The 18,294-nt window shown below is 58.7% G+C and carries 18 protein-coding genes and 2 pseudogenes; 10 read left to right on the forward strand and 10 right to left on the reverse strand.

What is annotated here, in order from left to right; genetic code table 11:
- Window positions 1-663: 663 nt before the first annotated feature.
- The 9 genes and pseudogenes from P3T25_RS46925 to P3T25_RS46965 form a co-directional block, all read right to left on the reverse strand.
- A complete protein-coding gene (locus tag P3T25_RS46925; RefSeq protein ID WP_429364468.1) occupies window positions 664-1,350 on the reverse strand; it encodes a hypothetical protein in 687 nt (228 codons plus the stop codon).
- Between the two features lie 509 nt (window positions 1,351-1,859).
- Entirely contained in the window at window positions 1,860-2,264 is a 405-nt protein-coding gene (locus P3T25_RS46930; RefSeq protein ID WP_429364470.1) for a hypothetical protein, read from the reverse strand.
- 761 nt (window positions 2,265-3,025) lie between these two features.
- Window positions 3,026-3,415, reverse strand: a complete 390-nt coding sequence (locus P3T25_RS46935; RefSeq protein WP_429364472.1) for a glutathione binding-like protein — start codon at window positions 3,413-3,415, stop codon at window positions 3,026-3,028.
- 48 nt (window positions 3,416-3,463) lie between these two features.
- A complete protein-coding gene (tnpC, locus tag P3T25_RS46940) occupies window positions 3,464-5,053 on the reverse strand; it encodes an IS66 family transposase (protein WP_429364474.1) in 1,590 nt (529 codons plus the stop codon).
- A 52-nt stretch (window positions 5,054-5,105) separates the two neighbouring features.
- A complete protein-coding gene (tnpB, locus tag P3T25_RS46945; protein WP_310126094.1) occupies window positions 5,106-5,453 on the reverse strand; it encodes an IS66 family insertion sequence element accessory protein TnpB in 348 nt (115 codons plus the stop codon).
- A complete protein-coding gene (gene tnpA / locus P3T25_RS46950; RefSeq protein ID WP_429364476.1) occupies window positions 5,450-5,857 on the reverse strand; it encodes an IS66-like element accessory protein TnpA in 408 nt (135 codons plus the stop codon). The genes tnpB and tnpA overlap by 4 nt, the downstream gene beginning before the upstream one ends.
- A gap of 99 nt (window positions 5,858-5,956) precedes the next feature.
- Window positions 5,957-6,262 (reverse strand): annotated as a pseudogene (locus P3T25_RS46955) (glutathione S-transferase N-terminal domain-containing protein); the annotation flags it as partial.
- A 143-nt stretch (window positions 6,263-6,405) separates the two neighbouring features.
- Entirely contained in the window at window positions 6,406-7,086 is a 681-nt protein-coding gene (locus P3T25_RS46960; RefSeq protein ID WP_429364478.1) for a peroxiredoxin-like family protein, read from the reverse strand.
- A gap of 130 nt (window positions 7,087-7,216) precedes the next feature.
- Complete coding sequence (locus tag P3T25_RS46965) at window positions 7,217-8,143, reverse strand: LysR substrate-binding domain-containing protein (RefSeq protein ID WP_429364480.1); 927 nt, start codon at window positions 8,141-8,143, stop codon at window positions 7,217-7,219.
- A gap of 118 nt (window positions 8,144-8,261) precedes the next feature.
- Between P3T25_RS46965 and P3T25_RS46970 the strand changes: the two genes are divergently transcribed.
- The 8 genes and pseudogenes from P3T25_RS46970 to P3T25_RS47005 form a co-directional block, all read left to right on the forward strand.
- Window positions 8,262-8,663, forward strand: coding sequence for an MAPEG family protein (locus tag P3T25_RS46970; protein ID WP_429364482.1), 402 nt, complete (start codon window positions 8,262-8,264; stop codon window positions 8,661-8,663).
- A gap of 148 nt (window positions 8,664-8,811) precedes the next feature.
- A complete protein-coding gene (locus tag P3T25_RS46975; protein WP_429364484.1) occupies window positions 8,812-9,933 on the forward strand; it encodes an alkene reductase in 1,122 nt (373 codons plus the stop codon).
- Window positions 9,934-9,953: 20 nt separating this feature from the next.
- Window positions 9,954-10,367: a YciI family protein gene (locus tag P3T25_RS46980; protein ID WP_429364486.1), complete on the forward strand. Its 414-nt coding sequence runs from the start codon at window positions 9,954-9,956 to the stop codon at window positions 10,365-10,367.
- A gap of 733 nt (window positions 10,368-11,100) precedes the next feature.
- Window positions 11,101-11,325 (forward strand): hypothetical protein, encoded by a 225-nt coding sequence (locus P3T25_RS46985; RefSeq protein WP_429364488.1) that lies wholly within the window; start codon window positions 11,101-11,103, stop codon window positions 11,323-11,325.
- A 161-nt stretch (window positions 11,326-11,486) separates the two neighbouring features.
- A complete protein-coding gene (locus tag P3T25_RS46990) occupies window positions 11,487-12,179 on the forward strand; it encodes an aldehyde dehydrogenase family protein (protein ID WP_429364490.1) in 693 nt (230 codons plus the stop codon).
- A 158-nt stretch (window positions 12,180-12,337) separates the two neighbouring features.
- Complete coding sequence (locus P3T25_RS46995; RefSeq protein ID WP_429364492.1) at window positions 12,338-13,093, forward strand: SDR family NAD(P)-dependent oxidoreductase; 756 nt, start codon at window positions 12,338-12,340, stop codon at window positions 13,091-13,093.
- A 163-nt stretch (window positions 13,094-13,256) separates the two neighbouring features.
- Window positions 13,257-13,814, forward strand: a complete 558-nt coding sequence (locus P3T25_RS47000; RefSeq protein WP_429364494.1) for a cytochrome b — start codon at window positions 13,257-13,259, stop codon at window positions 13,812-13,814.
- Between the two features lie 38 nt (window positions 13,815-13,852).
- Window positions 13,853-14,245: pseudogene (locus tag P3T25_RS47005) on the forward strand (YceI family protein); the annotation flags it as partial.
- A gap of 172 nt (window positions 14,246-14,417) precedes the next feature.
- On the opposite strand, the gene P3T25_RS47010 reads toward P3T25_RS47005, so the two are convergent.
- Complete coding sequence (locus tag P3T25_RS47010; protein WP_429364496.1) at window positions 14,418-14,795, reverse strand: hypothetical protein; 378 nt, start codon at window positions 14,793-14,795, stop codon at window positions 14,418-14,420.
- 880 nt (window positions 14,796-15,675) lie between these two features.
- On the opposite strand from P3T25_RS47010, the gene P3T25_RS47015 reads away from it, so the two are divergent.
- Complete coding sequence (locus tag P3T25_RS47015) at window positions 15,676-16,107, forward strand: nuclear transport factor 2 family protein (protein ID WP_429364498.1); 432 nt, start codon at window positions 15,676-15,678, stop codon at window positions 16,105-16,107.
- A gap of 138 nt (window positions 16,108-16,245) precedes the next feature.
- Entirely contained in the window at window positions 16,246-17,733 is a 1,488-nt protein-coding gene (locus P3T25_RS47020; protein WP_429364500.1) for a purine-cytosine permease family protein, read from the forward strand.
- Window positions 17,734-18,294 lie beyond the last annotated feature (561 nt).

Raw genomic sequence — 18,294 nt, forward strand, 5'->3', positions numbered from 1 at the left:
AGCGAGGTGGCGCCGAACCCGTTCTGGTACGCCAGGTCCACTGCCGCACTAACCAGCCTCGATCGTTTATCGCTATTTGTTCTAGCCATGTTTGTACTTTAAGTCAGTCATCCAACTTAGTATGAGAGAGGATAGGCAAACCTGTCAAGCCTCCGGCTTGCTTCCTGCCAGCCTCGGTCCTTGATCCTGACAGCCTTGGTGTCGCTTCTGAGTGGCTCGTCCTTTGTTCACTCGTCGGCCGATGTTCCATAAGCGTCAGGGGCGCGGTTCAAAACCCGTGTTTTTTGCGTTACACAGACGAACTGATTCGTCCTGCGTTTTCAGGAGTCGTAGCCGCACATTCTTTAATTTTCCCTTCAACGGCGGCTTGCGAGGTAGATCGGTCACATGAGTGACCACTTGCTCACGCGGCCGAACGACAGCTACTGGCTCCGCTCACCGCCTCATGCGGCGGGCTTAGTTCGACCCGCTGCGGCCGGTCGACCCCACGCGACATATAGGGCGGCTTCCAAGGTACAACGGACGTTCGTTTACGTCGCGTTGGAAGACGGGAGTTCGGCCTTCGCGGATATTGAAGCAAGCAGGTTTCTACGTCAGCAAGGTCGCAGATTGCTGACAGTGCCAGGACCGAGCACCCATGAGAGCCAATGTAATAGTGTTCCCTCACGCGGAAGTCGATTCTTCCGCGTTGCCAACTCCACTTTCACCCTTTGGGACAACGAGCCGGGCAAGCTGGTGCGGCAAGTTTCGATGCATCTCCTCAAGCAGTCTTCGACACAACATCGCACGTAGCCGGACTCTTTGCGAAAGCCTGCCGTCCGTGGGCAACGGGGGCGCTTCACGCCAGTCAGGCTCTTTGACAATTTCAGCCAGTTCGGACGTGAGGTCTTCGTATGCTTTTGCGAATTCATCGTCGACGTAAAGACGATGACGCCGTAGTGCGTCTGCCATCGCAATTACTCCGTCGATCTCGTCGTCCAAACCGAAACGTGACTCCTGCACCCGCTCTCGGCTTCTGATGATCAAGTAAGGTGTTTCCTGTACCAAAGCATAAAGGTCATGGAATGCATCCAAACGTAACGTGAGCATTTTTTCTGCCACAGCCTTACGCATTTCTGCTTCTAACCGTTCCGTACTCTGTGCACGAGCTAGTTCGTTTTTGTACGTTTCCATGTCGCGCGAAAGGTCATGCTTGTACCGTTCCGCGTCGCGCTCCAGCCCTTTCGCTACGCGCTTCGTAAGCCATGCGGTCAAGGTATTGCGAAAGACGACTGCTATGGCAAGGCAAACGGCCGCGACGATTGCGGTAATGCCGCCAAGCATGGCAAGTATCCAGTTCAGAATCTCCACTGTGGCCCCGTTAGGTATTTACGGACGATATTACAGACAAAAGCAATAGCAACGCCAATGCTTATGCCACTCACCCTTCAGCGACCCACTGCACTACATTTGGTGGCGAAGCTAGGCTACGATAGGTCATCAAACAAAACGCGGGCCGGAGGTCAGTAAAGCAGACCATAGCGGCCGTTGGCCGATGGTCGAGCCAGCGGCTATTAAGGCCGATGACCGACCTTTCGTCTTTTACGATTGGATGGCCGGTTACGGGGGGCCGACGTTTAAACGTTCGAGCGACGCCGCATATGAGCGGCGGCTTGTGGCCGCTCCGCGTCCCAAGGCCGAGCCCGACGGTTTCCTAGGTGTGCACCTTATGCAACAGGCACAATGCAAGCGGGAGTGGTCCCGTGCATTGACGCGTCAGTGAAGGCAGTTTCGCGACAACTAGCGGCCACTCAGCGTTCGGACAAGGCATCGTATGATGTGGAGTTCACCCTTACCCATCAAGCTAGGAGCAATGTTGCCTAGCGCCTACGCGTACCGATGGGCTCCCACCAGCTGGCGTGGGTGACAACATACTTTGAGTCGTCGAAATCGGACCTGTTCAGATTCAGACGTTGTGCGCTTGCAAGCGGCAGAACCACAAGGGGGCGCACGACTTCACCTGTGTACGTCTGCTGAAAGGCAGGGTTCAGGACATGGCGTCGACCATCCTCGAACGATAGTTCGAGGCGTTGTGCATCGTGTTTGCATGCGTCTATCTGAAACATCTGCTTCGTGTCGCTATATCCGTCCGATACGGCACCGCTGCCGCCCACGAAATCCGCGAGGTAGTACGGCGGTGCAGGGCGATCAACGGAAAGCGTCAACGTGACTTCGTTATCCTGGCCTCGGGTGCCTTCGAGGCATGCGTATAGCGTATAGATCATGGTTTGAACCAGGTTATGCCATTCGATGAAGTCTCGCTCACGATCGACGGTTCTTCCATTATGGGGTGGACTGCCGTGCGGATAAAGCGGGCATGGGCCGTATACCAGAAGACTTCGCAATCGGTCTGGCGGAACGCTACCCTAACACGGCTGTCGGTTCCGTAAGCCAAGGCGACCCGTGTACGCTCGCCATCGGCAGCGATGCCCTGATAGGGGGGGTAGGTGGACCGCGTGAGCGGACAGCTCGACGCGCATAGCCACGCGCTCTCTGTGTCAGGACGGGGCAAGTGTGCAGATAGCCGGCGTCGAATGGATGCGAATGACCGCAAGGCAGCGAGTTTCGGCCATATGTCACTGTCGAGGGAGTGTCGCTTCGTGGCCGGTCACTGCCTGACGGCGATCGGCAGCTTTGACTGTCACGTAACGGCAGTGGCCAACCCGCAACAGCCTCTCGCGGTGGCCGGGACTGGCGTCTTAACCTTAGCAGAGCAGACTCTCGTAACGATATTCGGTACCGGTGACGGTGCATGGCATGCACCTCGAGTGGAGAGTCGCGCAGGCGCGACGTAGATTATGCGCCGGTGAAGCGACGGACCGCTTCCACGGCATGATCCTGAATCACGGCCCACCCGAGATCAGCGAAGCTTTCCGGTTGATCGACGACGAGAGTCCCGGTAAGCGTATTTGCACACGCTCAGAGGAATGTTCCGGTTTTAGGTCCTGGACTATGCTCCATTTCATCCTCCTGCAGAGCGGGCTGTTTATGAGGCTTGCGGTGCAGTCCGTGGAGATGGGGGCTGCGGAGCATTGGGGTTCATTTCCTTCGCGATAGCGTAGGCGCGTTTCGTCGCCGGACGCACGGCGATCGTGTCCAGCCAGCGTTCGACGTGGGGAAACTGGTCGATGTCCTGGTTCAGGATGTTGTAGGCAGCGGCCCAGGGATACGTTGCGACATCAGCGATTGAATAGTCGCCGCCGGCGAGGAACGGTCGGTCAGCGAGACGTCTGTTGAGCACGCCGTATAGGCGGGTGGTCTCAGCCGTATAGCGCTCAATCGCGTAAGGAATCTGCTCGGGCGCGGCGCGCCGGAAGTGGTTCTGTTGCCCCGCCATCGGACCTAGGCCACCCACTTGCCAGAACAACGTAAGCATTGGATCTACACCGTCGCGGATTTTGTTGACGCACGAGAGGATCGGCTGCTAGCGAACGGGATCGATGTGTGAGGCGGCGGGCAGCAAAGGAGCGACGTTCCAGGGTAACAGTTCGTCGATGCGGTTCACTGGGTGATCGGCGATGCGCTCGATGACGTAATGCAGGTAGGCTTCTGGATCAACGCCGTTCATGCGGGCAGATCCGATCAGGCTGTACATCGCAGCTGCACGTTCGCCGCCTGAGTCCGCACCGGCAAATAAAAAATTTCGCCTTCCAATAGCTACACCGCGCAACGCGCGCTCGGCAATCAGATTGTCAATCTCGGCCTGACCATCGCTGCAGTAATAGACCAGCGCAGGCCAGCGATTCAACGAATACTGGATCGCTTTGGTGGTGTCCGATTTCGCGGAGAGTGTGAGAAGCGTCTTCTCGAACCACCGCTTCATATCATCAAGCAGCGGCACAGCCTTCTCCTGGCGAACGCGCCGACGTTCTTCAGGCGGCTTGCCACGAATGTGCTCTTCGATGCGATAGGGTGCGCCGATGCGCTCGAGTGCTTCGCTGGTGATCGGTGATGCCCGAACAGCGTGCAGATCATGTAGTTTTCGCCGTGCATGCGCCATGCACGCTGCTTCGCGAATCTGACCGCCGAGGTACAGATCTGCATAACCGGCGAACGCATCTGCCTGCAGTACGCCGGTGAAGTTGGCAAGGTGACGTTGTGGATGTTCGCCGCGACGATCCGGTGTATAGGCAAACCAGACCGCCGGCGCTTCGTCCGAACCGCAGGGCCGGTCATCGCGCACATACACCCAGAGCCGGCCGGTCTTCGTCCTGCCATTGCCCGGCGCGAGCACCGGCAGCGGGGTGTCGTCGGCGTGAACCTTGGTGCCACCAAGCGAATGGCGGCGCACTGCGTCGACCAGCGGGTTGAGTAGCCATGTCAGACTGCCCAGCCAGTGGCCCATGGTGCCCGCTTCGATCTCGACGCCGTCGCGCGCGTACATGACGGACTGGCGATAGAACGGGATGTGGTACGCGAACTTCGATGTCGTGATGTGGGCGAGCAAAGCTGGACCGGGCAGGCCGCGATCGATGGGCCGGCTCGGCGCAGCGGCTTGCACGATACAGTCGCAGCACGAACAGGCGAATTTGGGACGGCGATGACGGATGACGCGGAAGTGCGCGCGCACGTATTCAAGCTGCTCGGATACGTCTTCGCCCAGCGGTTTGAGTATGCCACCGCATTCCGGGCAGTCTTCCTCGATGGGGCGATGCACACGCTCTTCGCGTTCGAGGTGATCGGGCAGCGGTTTGCGACAGGCGCTCTCGCGGCGTTGTCGCGCCTTCTTCGAATCAGCCTGGGCGGCCGCACCTTCATCGGCCTGCAGGTCCTCAAGTCGCAGTTCGAGCTGCTCGATCTGACGCTCCACCTTCTCAGACTTGCGACCGAACTGCATGCGGCGCAGCTTCGCAATCGTCAGCTTCAGATGTTCGATCTCGATTACGCGGGAGCTGAGTTGGTCCTCCAACTCGACGACCCGCTGCGCGTTTGCATGAGCTGACGCCGCATGCGCGCGCACCAGCGCCTTGAGCGCATCAATGTCGTCGGGCAGGTCAGAATCGGTCAGATCCATCGTGACAGTTTACGACTGTCTGCCGCACGCAAAGGCACGCGGTAACAGACGTTTACAAAGCACTGCGCGGGCGTGCCGCTTCGACTGGTTGTCGCCAGTCAAACCCTTCGAGCAGGAGCGAGAGTTGAGCGGTGGTCAACGCCACGACACCGGCGTCGGCGCGGGGCCATGCAAAACGCCCTTTCTCAAGACGCTTCGCAAATAAACATAGGCCGCCATCGCTCCAGTACAACGCCTTCAGCAGATCACCACGGCGGCCCCTGAAGATAAAAACATGGCCGCCGTATGGATCCTTCTCAAGCACCATCTGTACCTTCGCCGCAAGGGAATTGAAGCCGGAGCGCATGTCAGTGACGCCTGCAGCGATCCAGATCCGTGTGTTTGCAGGCGGCCCGATCATCGCAGAATCCGCTCGAGGACCAGGCGCAATATCGTCACGTCGGGCACGCCTTCTATCCGGACCGACGTATTGCCATGCTGAAGCTGAATGCTGCCGTTTGCAGCCTCCCGAGGTGCCGGCGCGTTCGTCGTCTCCGGAGCACGGGCCGCCGGTCGATCGGACTGTACATCGACAACGACAGGCAACATGGTCTCCGTCTGCGCATCTTCGATCAACAGACCCTGAGCGTACAGTTTGCGCCAGGCCCACACCTGATTGGCGTTGATGTTGTTGTCGCGAGCGACCCGTGCGACCGACGCGCCGGTTTCAAACGTCTGCTCGACGACCGATCGTTTCCATTCCAATGGATGCCGCCGGTTCTGGCGCTTGGCAGGTAACTCGACTGTCTGAGGCACTGTGTCCATTCCCGCTGTTTGTGGACAGAGTCGGTCACTCGTGTCCGTCGCAGGCGATGATTGCATCTTCTACGCAAGGCGGGGAACGGTACAAATCAGATGCTTACAGAACAACCACTGATGTACCTCAAGCTGCCCACGCTGATCTGCGGGGATCAGCTTGCCCGCCTTGTCAGCGAGGTAGAGCAGGATGGCGCCCGACTCGAACAGAGAGACCGGTTCCCCGCTATCGGCCGGTTCGTGATCAACGATCGCCGGAATCCGGTTGTTGGGCGAGATTTTCAGGAATTCCGGCTCGAACTGCTCGTTCTTGCTGATGTTCACCGGAACGATGCGGTACGGAAGGCCGCTCTCTTCAAGGAAAATTGCTATTTTGTGGCCGTTGGGCGTGGCCCAGTAGTGCAGGTCAATCATTGAATTCTCCATCTGCTAAAAGGCTCTTGCCCGGGTAGCAAGAACCGGAATGATCGAGGCGATGCGGCAAGGTCCGGCCCGACTGAACCGGTCCTTGATGCTCATCGGGATTCGGGCCGATCCCGGCCGACCGGCCAGGGCAGTCAGGCGGCGCCCGCGCGCGCCAGGTGATCCAGCACGGGAAACAGCTCGGAAGGGTCGGGGCGACGTGTGTAGTCCGGGTTCACCTCGGAGTACGTGACGACGCCGTCTTGAGCGATGACGTAGCGTGCGGGCATTGGCAGGCTCCATGACGTGTCATCGTTGAACACCGCGAGGTCGTTCTTCAGGACATTCCGATACAGATCGATCAGATAGTCGGGCAGCGCGAACCGGACACCGAACGCTTGCGCCACCTGGCCATGAGGATCGACGAGAATGGGAAAGCCCAGGTGGTTTTGCTGGACCGACTTGCGGCTATTGACTGCGTTCTGCATCGAGATCGCGACGAGCGAGGCCCCTCGCGCTTCGATGTCGCTACGTGCTTCCTCCAGCGCCTGAAGCTCCAGATTGCAATACGGGCACCAGACGCCCCGATAGAACGTGACCACCAGCGGGCCGCGGCTCAGAAGACGATCCGAACTGAATGTTGCGCCTTCGGAATCCTTGAGCGTGAAGCCGGGAGCCTGCTGACCGGCCTTTATCGCAAGACTTGCCTGTCCGCTCGCGATCAGTTCTGCAGTGCTTTTGCGGAACGTATCGATCACAAAAGAGGGAATATTGTAGGGGGGGCCGCCGCTTACCAGTTCGGCGGTGAAAGCATCCAGTTTGTCCTGAAGCGCCATAACTATCTTCTCCGTTTGGGAGCCGCGAGCAAGAGACGCGGCAACGACGGGAAAGATATTTGATACGCCCACGCGCTGGTAGGTGTAGAGACTGACTTTAAGATATTCAGTTATTGAATGATTGATCCACTCAAGTGCCAGTATCAGGTTGGCGCTTGATGAAATCGGTCCGGAATTCCTGGAACGCGGTGCTCACGAAATCGGCAAATGCCCGGGCCGATGGCTTTGCGGCGCGACCGGCGGGCAGGATCACGTTGATGTCGGCTGACCCCATCGCCCAATCCGGAAGGACACGCACAAGTGCGCCGCTGTCCAGCTCCGCCAGGCAACTCAAATGACCGGTTGAGAGAATGCCGAGACCCGCCACCGCTGCGGCGGTCGCACCGTCGGCCCCATTCAGCATGAAACGTGGGTCGACGCGAACCGAAGTCGCGTTTCCGTCCATCCAGAATGCCCATCCTTCTGAACTCTGGCCAGCCGGCCCAACGATCACAGCATGGTTAGGCAAGTCTGATGGAGCAGAGGGGGTTCCCGCCTTCTTCAGATAAGCCGGCGAAGCGACCAACACGCGATGCACCACACCGATCCTGCGGGCGACCGCCGTTGAATCGGCCAGCGGACCGATGCGAACGGCAACATCCACGGACTCGCCGACGAGGTCTTGTCGCTGATCATTTAGTGTGAACTCCACTCGCAATCCGGGATGGGCGTCGGTGAATTGCGAAAGTCGTGGGAGTACAGTGCGGGTGGCTAAAGCGGACGAGGTCGCGACCCGCAGAATTCCGCGCAACTCGCCGGTGCCGCGAGCCGCGTGATCGGCCTCGTCGAGCGCTGTGAGAATCGCCTCCGCGCGAGCGAGATAGTCGGCACCGGCCTCCGTCAACGTCACGGCACGTGTCGTGCGCGTGAGCAAGGCCGCACCGACTTTCCTTTCCAGGGTGGCGACAATGCGCGAGGCGGTCGGCTGGGAGAGGCCGAGTTCGCGTCCGGCGGCGGAAAAGCTGCCAGTGCGCGCAACCCGGACGAAAAGCAGCAGCGAGAAAAATCGATCGTTCATGCAGAAATCAAATAAGACTTAGTCATATTCTCCTACTACCTCAAAAAAGTGAATGAGGCAACACTAAGTCGGGAGGCCGCCGTGTGTGGCGGCCGCGTCCACAGGAGAAAGTCTCGGCATGTTAGCCCTATCGATCGTCTACGCTGGCGCGCTGGTCTGGATTTCGGCCATCGCTCAGCATCTCAACAATCTGACGGTACATGGCGCCAGGTGGGTCGCGAGTGACCGCACGCAGCCGATTGTCGACGACGGTTTCACCGGGCGGTCGACGCGTGCACTGCGCAACAACCTCGAGTCGGCTGCCATGTACGTCCCGGTTGCTCTGGTCGCGCTTTTCCTGCACCCGGCCTCGGCGATCGTCACCTGGGTGCCAGCCATCTATATGGTTGTCCGTACGACCTTCACTCTCGGCTATTGGCTGAAGATCAACGCGGTCCGCTCCCTGTCCTGGCTGATCGGGATGGTCTGCACCCTCGTCCTCTCAGGTAGCCTGGCTTCGGGACTGTTATCTGCTGGCTAACGTCGTCTCATGAAAGCCCATCGTGTTGAGCAGAGCACGCCGCAAAGCGCCGTTCGGTCGGGAATCGGGCAACTCAAAATCAATGGTTGTCTCGACCAACGCATTCCTGAATTTTCAATTCTCCTATCGACTGAATCGGAGATCCATCATGCCGGACACTGATCGACAGACCCTATTTTCACCGTTCAGCCTGGGCGGCCTTGAACTGAAGAACCGGGTCGTCATGGCGTCTATGACGCGCGGACGCGCATGCAATGACGGGCTGATCCCCACGCCGTTGCATGTCGAATATTATCGGCAGCGCGCTTCCGCTGGTCTGATCATGTCAGAGGCGACCTGGGTCAGCCGCGAGAGCATTGGCTTTATCAATGTTCCTGGCCTATTTACGGCCGGACAGGCCGAAGGCTGGCGCGCAGTCACTGAGGCCGTTCACGTGGAAGGCGGCCGGATCTATTCCCAACTCGCCCATTCCGGGGCCGGGTCCCATCCGGATTTCTTCAAGGGCGAGCCGCCGCTCGGGCCGTCGGCCATCAACCCCGGCCTCAAGTCCTTCACGCCGGAAGGTTTCAAGGACACAGTCACGCCCCGAGCGATGACCGTCGAACAGGTCAAGGCGACGATTGCCGACTACGCCGCAGCCGCCCGTAACGCCAGGGCGGCCGGCTTTGATGGAGTCGAACTCCATTCGGCCACGACCTATCTACTGCCGGAGTTCCTCAACAGTGCACTGAATGTCCGGCGGGATGAGTATGGGGGTAGTCCCGAAAACCGTGCGCGGATCGTCGTCGAGATACTGGAAGCCCTGATTGGCGTGTGGGGGCCTGGTCGCGTGGGCATCAAAATCAGCCCGACGATGGCGATGGGTGGATTCGGCCCGACCGACGAGACGGTTGCGACCTACGATCATCTCGTCGAGCGGCTGAACGACCTGGCGCTTTCCCACTTGCAGATCGTCCGCGTCCCGAATGATCTGACTGGGACGCCGATTCATGCGCTGCAGGACACCATTTCATATTACCGCCCCCGATACGCTGGCACGCTTATCGCCAATTGTGGCTTCGATAAAGCGTCAGCCACCAGCGTTATCGAATCGGGGCAGGCCGACCTCGTATCCTTCGGTAGTTCTTTCATCGGAAATCCCGATCTGGTCCGACGGTTGCGCGAGGACCTTTCGTTAAACCCATCCAGCCGGGAAACCTATTATCAGGGCGCTGCCGAAGGCTACGTCGACTATCCGGTGGCGGCCGCGCACGACCTTTTCTTGATCTAATCACCCAACCGGAGACAGTAATGACTTCAAGCAGTCCCACCAGCGACCGCATCAAGGCCGACGACATGGTACAAAAGTTCAGGGAGCAGGGGTTCCTGGCACGGCGCCTTTTCGCTGTATTTACCACTCCAGTCAATGGACTCGGCCAGATCATGCAGAATCTTCAGGCCCATCTTCGCTATCAGGTTGAACTTGAACAAAAAGGTGTGATGTTCGCGGCCGGCCCCCTCCTGACGGACGATGGCGAGTATGGCGAAGGGGAAGGAATGTTCATCTATCGAGCATCGTCACTTGCGGAAGCCCGATCGATCGCTGAGGCGGACCCTATGCATTCGAGCGGTGCTCGCAGCTTCCGCATCAGACCGTGGATTCTCAATGAAGGGAAAATAACGATCTCCGCAGACTTCTCTACCGGAAAGTTCGAAGTCTTCTGATAGACAGCAAGAACCCAACCCGGATGGTCAGTTCTACGGAATGAAGAAGTCAAGAGATCATCGCGGCGCTCAAGCGCGTTGCGATTCCATGTTACACGCTTCACCGAAGGCTTCAACCGCTTCGTTATCTCCACGATTGCTCCGGTTGCTTCCGGCTGGAGCGGTTGCCGGGTGGGGCTTTCACCCACTGGAAAAGCGCCGCCTTTTCACGGCGCACGCCAGGAAGGGTCATTCGCCTGTATCTTTAGTCGGACGTTAAGACGTCGACTTTTCGGCTGAAAGCGGTCATTGGCCTAGATTCGAGTTTCGCCATCGGGATGTGTTTATTCAAGGCGGTCAACGATCCTGGACAGCGCTGAAATATCAGACGACGCATGCACTGACAGCTCAGACACGGACTAACGCGGCACGTACAGCAGCGAGGCACAGACTCGCCATTCGCTGAGGTGCAGCCCAAATCGTTTCAGTGCCTTTGCGAACGCGTTTCCCATCCTGCTTCCGGCGCGTGTCAACAGGAAGGGAATCGCCTGCTCGAGCTCTTGTGATCGCTTGGGTGTCTTCTTGATTGTTGGTGTGTCGAGGGTTTACGCGTGTTTATGTATTTGAAAAATCAAATATACTCCACCCGTAAAGTATTTGATAAATCAAGAATATGCCATCCGGGCGAACTCGGATAGGCCGCGCGTTTCTTCCTACTTGAGCCAAGCGTCATACGCTGAACCGGAGCGGATTGATGAGAAACAAGATTGCACTTGAAGAGCACTTTGCAATCGACCTGAGGATCGAGCAATCGAAAGGTTATGCGCCTTCCCACGGCTGGGAGATGCTGACGTCCAATCTGATGGACATCGAGCAGAAACGCCTCGAACGGATGGAGCAGGGCCGAACGGAGTATTCAATTTTTGTCGCTCAACTCGCCTGGCATCCAGGGGATTCCGGACATCAAGGAAGCGATTGATGTTGGGCGGCGGGCCAATGATGTCCTCGCCCGTTTGAACGCATGAGAGGCGTCTTGGCGGTTCGAGATGTGCGCGATCAGCAAGCCCGACCGCGTAAATATTGGACGGGAAAACGTGCGACGTCTTTTCTGTCTTGAATGAAGCGAATAGGAGGAATCGGATGTCCGTAACCGGATTGGCGCCCGCAGGCGTGTGGCGCAACAAAATCTACAGCGGCGGGTGGAAAGCCGCCGGCGGCGGTACGATCCCGGTGACCGAGAAGGCGACCGGCGAGGAAATGGGATCGATTGGCTGCGCGTCGGCCGCGACGCCGGGGCCTCAGCGAGGCGACGCTTTGCGCGAGGTCGCGCGCTTGTTGCGGGTGCACGCAGGCCCCATCGTCAACGAACGGCAGGCCGCAAACGTCGATCGCATCGTGGCGGAATCGGCCGGCAAGGGCGCGAAGATTCTCGCCGGTGGATCGCGAGACGGGCTGTTTCACAAGCCGACCGTGATGGTTGACGTCGCGCCAGGCATGCCGGTGTTCGAGGAAGAGATCTTCGGTCCCGTCGCCGCGGTAACCGTGGTCAAGGACGATGAAGAAGCGGTTGCGCTGGCCAATCAGAACCGGTATGGCCTGGTTGCGGCAGTGGCTTCCTCCGATTTGCGCCGGGCCCAGAGGGTTGTGGACCGATTGCATGCCGGCATCGTCCACATCAATGACCAGACGGTCATGCACGAGGTGTTCGGGCCGATGGGCGGCCTGGGTATGTCGGGCAACGGGCATAACTACAGCACGCTGACCAATGCCGACCAGTTCACGGAATGGCAGTGGATGACGAGCCGCGAAAACCTTCCCGCTTACCCATTCTGAAAATGGGTGGCACCGCACTCCCTCGCTGCATACGGGCAGGGATTCAGCATCACCAGGTAGCTAAGTCGAGCAGGCGCAAACGAGCCAGTGGCGGACGATGTCACGATCATGTCCGTCCGCAGATCGCTCCAAATCCAAACGTTACTAAGGAGTACGGTATGAATGAAGTTGCTTTGATCACCGGTGCAGCGCGAGGTATTGGTCAAGCCTTTTCGAAAAGACTTGCCCAAGATGGTTTTACTATTGCTCTCCTCGATCGTCTCGACTGCCAGGCCACTGCGCAACTCGTCCACGAAGCCGGCTCGGAGGCACATATTTTCCGCGCCGATCTCAGCGAGAAGGCAGACATAGACCGCGTAGCGGCGGAGGTGCAAAGTCAACTCGGCTCCGTCGACGTGCTGGTCAATAACGCCGGGATTCTCCCCAACAAATCCTTCGATGAAATTACCATGGAGGACTATCGATTGCTGATGTCCATTAACCTGGATGCGCCATTCTGGCTGGCACATGCACTCGTGGGAAATATGCGCAAAAAAGGATGGGGGCGCATCATCAACATCACGTCCAATACGTTCGGCGCGCCAATCAAGGATTTCACTCACTACATTGCCAGCAAGATGGGGTTGATCGGCTTGACGCGCGCATTGGCAAGCGAGCTGGGTGTCTCCGGCATCACGGTCAATGCCGTGGCGCCTGGATTGACGAGAACACCCTGGATGCTCGAGCCCGGACGCAAGGGTCCGGGTGGGATGAGCTACGAGGAGGAGTCGAAGCTCATCGTTTCCATGCAGTCCATCCCGCGAGCGCAAACGCCGGAGGATCTGGCCGGAATCGTTTCGTTCCTGTCTTCAAAGGATGCTGACTTCGTCACTGGCCAAACCATTGTTGTTGATGGAGGATTGGTTCGCGTTTAGTGCAGAGGCGCCGGCACAAGACGTTTTCAAGTCGTCACCAGCAGTTGCACAGAGGCGATTGTTACGAATCTCCTCGTGTGCAACAGCGAAGTTCGCATGATCGATGCTCTGCCGCTCAAAGGACTGGCATTTCGGCGGATCTCTTTACAAAGGTATGGATTCAATGGAATTTCCTTCTGAAGAGAACCGCTCAGGCTACAACGGTGTCGCCGTGCTATTTCATTGGCTGATTGCTCTGTTGATGATCTGCGGATTTTATCTCGGCTGGGTTATGAGCGACATCCCGGGCTTCACTCCGGCGAAGCTCAGATATGTGTCGTGGCACAAGTGGATCGGCGTTACCGTGTTTGCGCTCGCGCTGCTTCGCCTCCTGTGGCGCGCAACGCGCGGAGCACCGCCGATGCCCGCCGCGATGCCGAAATGGCAAAGGGCCGCCGCGCACGCAACGCACTCGCTGCTGTATGCGCTGATGCTCGCCGTACCCGTTACAGGCTACTTGTTCAGTTCGGCAGCGGGCGTGCAAGTCGTGTATCTCGGCATACTGCCGCTGCCAACCATCACCGGCCCTGACCAGGCGCTGAAGGCGCTGCTGCGCACAGCGCATATTGCGCTGAACTACACGCTGCTCGTGCTGTTTGCCACGCATGTGCTGGCGGCACTCAAGCATCAATTTGTGGAACGTGACGGGCTTCTCGCACGCATGGTTCCTTTCCTTAAATGAGAGCGCCATCTCAGGGCGCGTTCACTCTGGATCTTCGAATGACTCTCAGGAATAGGTCTTATCGCCGGCTACTGGCGAGTGCCGCGGCCGTTCTGTTCGCAGTCGCGTTGCCCGGATTCGCGCAAGTCGACGCAAGCAAGAGCACGGTTGTCGCTACGTCGAAGCAGATGAACGTGCCGGTGGACGGTGCGTTCAAGAAGTTCGCCGCGCAAGTGGCCTTCGATCCCGCGAAGCCCACTGCAGGCAGCACGAACCTGTCGGTCGATATGAGCAGCTACGACCTGGGCGACGCTGAGTACAACAAGCAGGTGCGCGGCAAGGAATGGTTTGACAGCACGACGTTCCCGAAAGCGACGTTTGTCTGGACGGCCATCTCGCCCGCCTGCGGCAACCAGTACAAGGTGACTGGCAAGCTGACGATCAAGGGAAAAATCGCAGGTCGTCACGCTACTCTTTGGACCAACACCAATGAGGTTGATTAATATATTATGTAAAATGCATAGGAATCCGAAGTTTATCGAGAGCCGAATTAACAATGCAACTACCCCTGTGGCAAGTGCTGCGCCCGAATGAGTAATCTGTTAAGGCTTGCCGATACGTCGATTACGGGATCGGCGAATGGTCCGTTCCCGTCAGAAAAACCCTCAGCTGCCGCTCCGCTTCGAATACTTCGTGAAGAGGAGCCCTTGCGAGCTGGGCGTCATACAACGTCAGTAGCGCTTCAAAGTCGCTGATTACCTCAGACGCGAGCCGCCACTCTCCCGTCTCACGAGCGTGCGCCAGGGTGTTCTCCACCACGTATTCGACGATCTTGAACTGCTCCACCGGTTGGTTGCCGTAACCAGCGCGCTGCAGATACCAGCTCAGGTACACCGCGCGCATAAGTTCGTTGACCAAATGGCTGTTGCCATGTCCGTCGCGGCATGCAACCAGCGCAAGATGACAGGACAGCGACCGCTCACTGGCGGAGGCGCGATCCATCGGCAATAGAAGTGCTTTCGTCAGCGGCCTGCGGGCTCGGCCGGGGGACCTGTTTCGCCTGGAAGACATTTTTTCGACATTGCGACGCCGGAAGCGATTGATTATAGCGAAGCCATATCAGAGATACGGCCGCGACGACAATCAAGGGCTGAGTTCGACCGAGGCTGTGTCAAAACTAAAAAACACTAGGTTTTAGGGGGTCGCTTTACCCTTCCCGGAGGGTCACGAAGCCCGCATAGAGCGTTCTGACAAGCCGACTTTCTAGCCAAGTCGTAGCGCCATGCGTTTTGACACACTCTGGACCCACATCCGCCCTTCGATCCGGCGTGCCATCTACGGGAGCTTCCATGGTGAAACGGTCATTCGTGTAGCCGTTCGGCGATGCGTTGCTGGAATGCGGCTGCGTTCCGAACGACGTCCCAGATCGTTGCGCGCACCACATAGTTGAAGGTCGCGCGCCGATGTCGTGCATGTCTCATGCGTGCGTGCCCCGGATCGTCGGGCGCGAAGATGCAGACACGGGCAAAGCCGGCCCCTTTGCCGACGCAAATCGGACAAGGCGGCGAAGTCAACCGTCAATCATTGTGGCCAGGCCATGCCAGCCGCAGGGGTCACATCGATCGCGATGAATGTTGACTTCACGAATGCCAAATTCTTTGCAGAATATTTACGCTCTAGCATCAATCCATTGACCGCGTTAGTCACGCGAACTGGCCAGTGTCCCTAAGCGGGCCAGCTTGTCTCAGCAGCACGCCGTCCAGTTGATTCCCGGTAGCGCCATGCATCGATCGGTGGCATCGATTCAATGCCAATGAAACGGTTGCTCCGGGCAATTGATTTGCCCTCCACCCACTTTGACCGACCGATTGGAGCTGACTCCTTGAGCGAGACCGAACAGCAGGTACTGGCCGCAGCCGACATATTGATCGATGCATTTGCGCGGCATGACCGTGACGCCTATTTCGCGGCCTTCGCGCCGGATGCGACTTTCCTGTTCTATCACGTTACCGAATCCTTGCCTTCGCGTGTGGCGTACGAAGCGCTCTGGCACCGCTTGGAACAGGAGCAGCAGTTCGCGGTGCTTGGTTGTGAGTCGAGCGATCGCTCTGTGCAGCTGGTTGGCGAATGCGCGATTTTCACGCATGCGGTGCGCACCACCGTATCGACGCGCGCGGGCCGCGCCACGCTTGATGAGCGCGAGTCGATCGTGTTCGCGCGGACTGGAGGAGGGTGGCTGGCGGTCCATGAGCACCTGTCGCCACTGCCTGCCCATGCGGAATCGGATCAGACGCTTGAGGAATCGGCAGCATGAGCTCAGCGAAGACGAACGTGTCCATGCGGAGCGATGCAGTTGCTCGACGGCCGGGATGCCTTCCAGGAAATTCAAGCACGTAATAGCCGCGGGGTCAGCGCCGCTTCCAGTAGTCTTTGCCAAAAGCGAGAAAGGGATATGAACAGCAACAGCACAACGACTTGGGACCCCGCACCGGCCGCCGTGCCGCCTCATCGGGGCGGCATCGAGACGCGCTCGATCGATTATGTCCCGGAACGTGAACGGCACGGCCGTGTAGCCGGGCAGGGGCCATTCTGGTTTCTCGGCAACTTCCAGTTTTTCACCATCGCGATCGGGTTCGTCGGACCGGGCATGGGACTTTCGCTCGGCTACACGGTGCTGTCGGGTACGCTCGGCATCCTGTTTGGGACCCTGTTCATGGCGTTTCACGCATCGCAGGGCGCACATCTCGGTTTGCCGCAGATGATCCAGTCGCGCGCGCAGTTCGGTTATCGGGGTGTCGTCGTGGTGTTGTTCGCTACCGCTTTCACGTTCGTCGGCTTTAATGTTGTCGATACGGTGCTGATGTCGAGCGGACTGAAGGGTATCTTCGGATGGTCGCCAGTAGCCGTCACGATCGGAACCGCGCTGCTCGCATTGGCGCTCGCCGTGTACGGCCACGACTGGCTGCATCGGGTGTTCAAGTGGATGCTCGTCGCCAGCCTGCCGCTGTATATCGTGCTGTCGCTGGCGATCATGTCCGGCGCGGCGGGCGGCAAGGTCGAGCATCCGGGGACGTTCAGTATCGTCGCGTTTGCCGCACAGTTCGCCGCAAGCGCGAGCTACAACATCACCTATGCACCCTATGTCTCGGACTATTCGCGCTACCTGCCACGCGAAACCCGGCCGCGTTCGATCATCGCGGCAGTGTTCATCGGTGCGTCGGTGTCGGCAATCTGGCTGATTGCGCTCGGTGCGTGGCTGGCAACCCGGCTCGGCGCGTCAGATGGCCTCGTAGCGCTGTACGGCGCGGGCAATGCGGTGTTTCACGGATTCGGTGCGTTGATCTCGCTGGCATCGATCGGCGCAATGGCCGCGACGATGGGGCTGAACGCGTACAGCGCCATGCTGACCATTGTCACAGGACTCGATTCCTTCTGGCCGGTGAAACCAACGCGCTCGATCCGTATCGTCACGCTAATAGGACTGACCGCGCTGTGGATGATCATCTCACTGGCGTTGACGGGCAATGCAATCGACATTCTGTTTGCCGCGCTGACGATCATGCTGTATCTGCTTGTGCCATGGACGGCGATCAACCTGGTTGACTATTTCTTTGTGCGTCGCGGCGAATACGCGATTACCGATTTGTTCACGCCGGGTGGGATTTATGGGGCGTGGGGCGTTCGTGGGCTGCTGGCTTATGCGATCGGATTTTTTTCGACGATCCCGTTCTTCGTGTTGCCGGGTCTCTATACAGGTGCGATCGCGCAAAAGATCGGTGGTGTCGATATCGCGTGGGCGGTAGGCCTGGTAGTGTCTGCGGTGGCTTACCTGTTAATGACGCGCTCGCTTGACACTAGCGCTGAGAAGCCCGCGATTGAAACCAGCGAAATCGCATTGGCTTCCTTAGCTTCCCGCGCGCCAGAGGCTGCAGGCGTCTGATGAGTGACAGGTTGTGTCGACACGAGCGTGGGTGGGGGGCCGCGAGAGGCCACTCGCCTTTGAACAAAGCCATCATGATGATCGCGTGCACGCCCGAAGGGCCGTTGTAAGGGCTGGAGCTGCCGTTCGGATGTCCTCGCCATAGCGCGGACCAACGGCTGGAGTGGCCGAACCCGGTCCGACGCCGAACCGCCGAGTTGGCCGCCGTTGATCGTTCCGCTGCCGTTAAGGGTTATTCGATGCCTGCCATCGACCACAGGAATGTGACGGTGCCTCTGCGCGTGTTGGCAGGCGTCGAATAAGCCTCGATGGAGGAAACCGCGGAGTGCCCCGATACGGCCGGAGTCTTGGAGGCTATGGCGATTGATAGGCCGGGATGGCCAGCAATGTTGATGGATGCGTGGTGCGGTGGGATTCTGGATGCGCGGCGACGCAGTGATGAAGCGGTGCAGTGGGGCAATTGTGTCGGTGAAGCGGACGTCCGGGGGACTGCGCGAGGCGACAGGCGCAGACGTCCGCTCGTGGGCCGCGTTGCCGCAAAGCCGACGGTCGGGTTGCACG

The organism is Paraburkholderia sp. GAS32, from assembly GCF_050434225.1.
GTDB classification, from domain to species: domain Bacteria; phylum Pseudomonadota; class Gammaproteobacteria; order Burkholderiales; family Burkholderiaceae; genus Paraburkholderia; species Paraburkholderia madseniana.

What these genes read in the sequence shown, in the direction of transcription:
- P3T25_RS46970 (WP_429364482.1), top strand. Translation starts at nt 8,262, where the DNA reads ATGTTAGCCCTATCGATCGTCTACGCTGGCGCGCTGGTCTGGATTTCG.
- P3T25_RS47020 (WP_429364500.1), top strand. Translation starts at nt 16,246, where the DNA reads ATGAACAGCAACAGCACAACGACTTGGGACCCCGCACCGGCCGCCGTG.
- P3T25_RS46980 (WP_429364486.1), top strand. Translation starts at nt 9,954, where the DNA reads ATGACTTCAAGCAGTCCCACCAGCGACCGCATCAAGGCCGACGACATG.
- P3T25_RS46995 (WP_429364492.1), top strand. Translation starts at nt 12,338, where the DNA reads ATGAATGAAGTTGCTTTGATCACCGGTGCAGCGCGAGGTATTGGTCAA.
- tnpB (WP_310126094.1), bottom strand. Translation starts at nt 5,453, where the DNA reads ATGATCGGGCCGCCTGCAAACACACGGATCTGGATCGCTGCAGGCGTC.
- P3T25_RS46975 (WP_429364484.1), top strand. Translation starts at nt 8,812, where the DNA reads ATGCCGGACACTGATCGACAGACCCTATTTTCACCGTTCAGCCTGGGC.
- P3T25_RS46985 (WP_429364488.1), top strand. Translation starts at nt 11,101, where the DNA reads ATGAGAAACAAGATTGCACTTGAAGAGCACTTTGCAATCGACCTGAGG.
- tnpA (WP_429364476.1), bottom strand. Translation starts at nt 5,857, where the DNA reads ATGGACACAGTGCCTCAGACAGTCGAGTTACCTGCCAAGCGCCAGAAC.
- tnpC (WP_429364474.1), bottom strand. Translation starts at nt 5,053, where the DNA reads ATGGATCTGACCGATTCTGACCTGCCCGACGACATTGATGCGCTCAAG.
- P3T25_RS46960 (WP_429364478.1), bottom strand. Translation starts at nt 7,086, where the DNA reads ATGGCGCTTCAGGACAAACTGGATGCTTTCACCGCCGAACTGGTAAGC.
- P3T25_RS47010 (WP_429364496.1), bottom strand. Translation starts at nt 14,795, where the DNA reads ATGGATCGCGCCTCCGCCAGTGAGCGGTCGCTGTCCTGTCATCTTGCG.
- P3T25_RS46935 (WP_429364472.1), bottom strand. Translation starts at nt 3,415, where the DNA reads ATGCTTACGTTGTTCTGGCAAGTGGGTGGCCTAGGTCCGATGGCGGGG.
- P3T25_RS46965 (WP_429364480.1), bottom strand. Translation starts at nt 8,143, where the DNA reads ATGAACGATCGATTTTTCTCGCTGCTGCTTTTCGTCCGGGTTGCGCGC.
- P3T25_RS46990 (WP_429364490.1), top strand. Translation starts at nt 11,487, where the DNA reads ATGTCCGTAACCGGATTGGCGCCCGCAGGCGTGTGGCGCAACAAAATC.
- P3T25_RS47000 (WP_429364494.1), top strand. Translation starts at nt 13,257, where the DNA reads ATGGAATTTCCTTCTGAAGAGAACCGCTCAGGCTACAACGGTGTCGCC.
- P3T25_RS46930 (WP_429364470.1), bottom strand. Translation starts at nt 2,264, where the DNA reads ATGATCTATACGCTATACGCATGCCTCGAAGGCACCCGAGGCCAGGAT.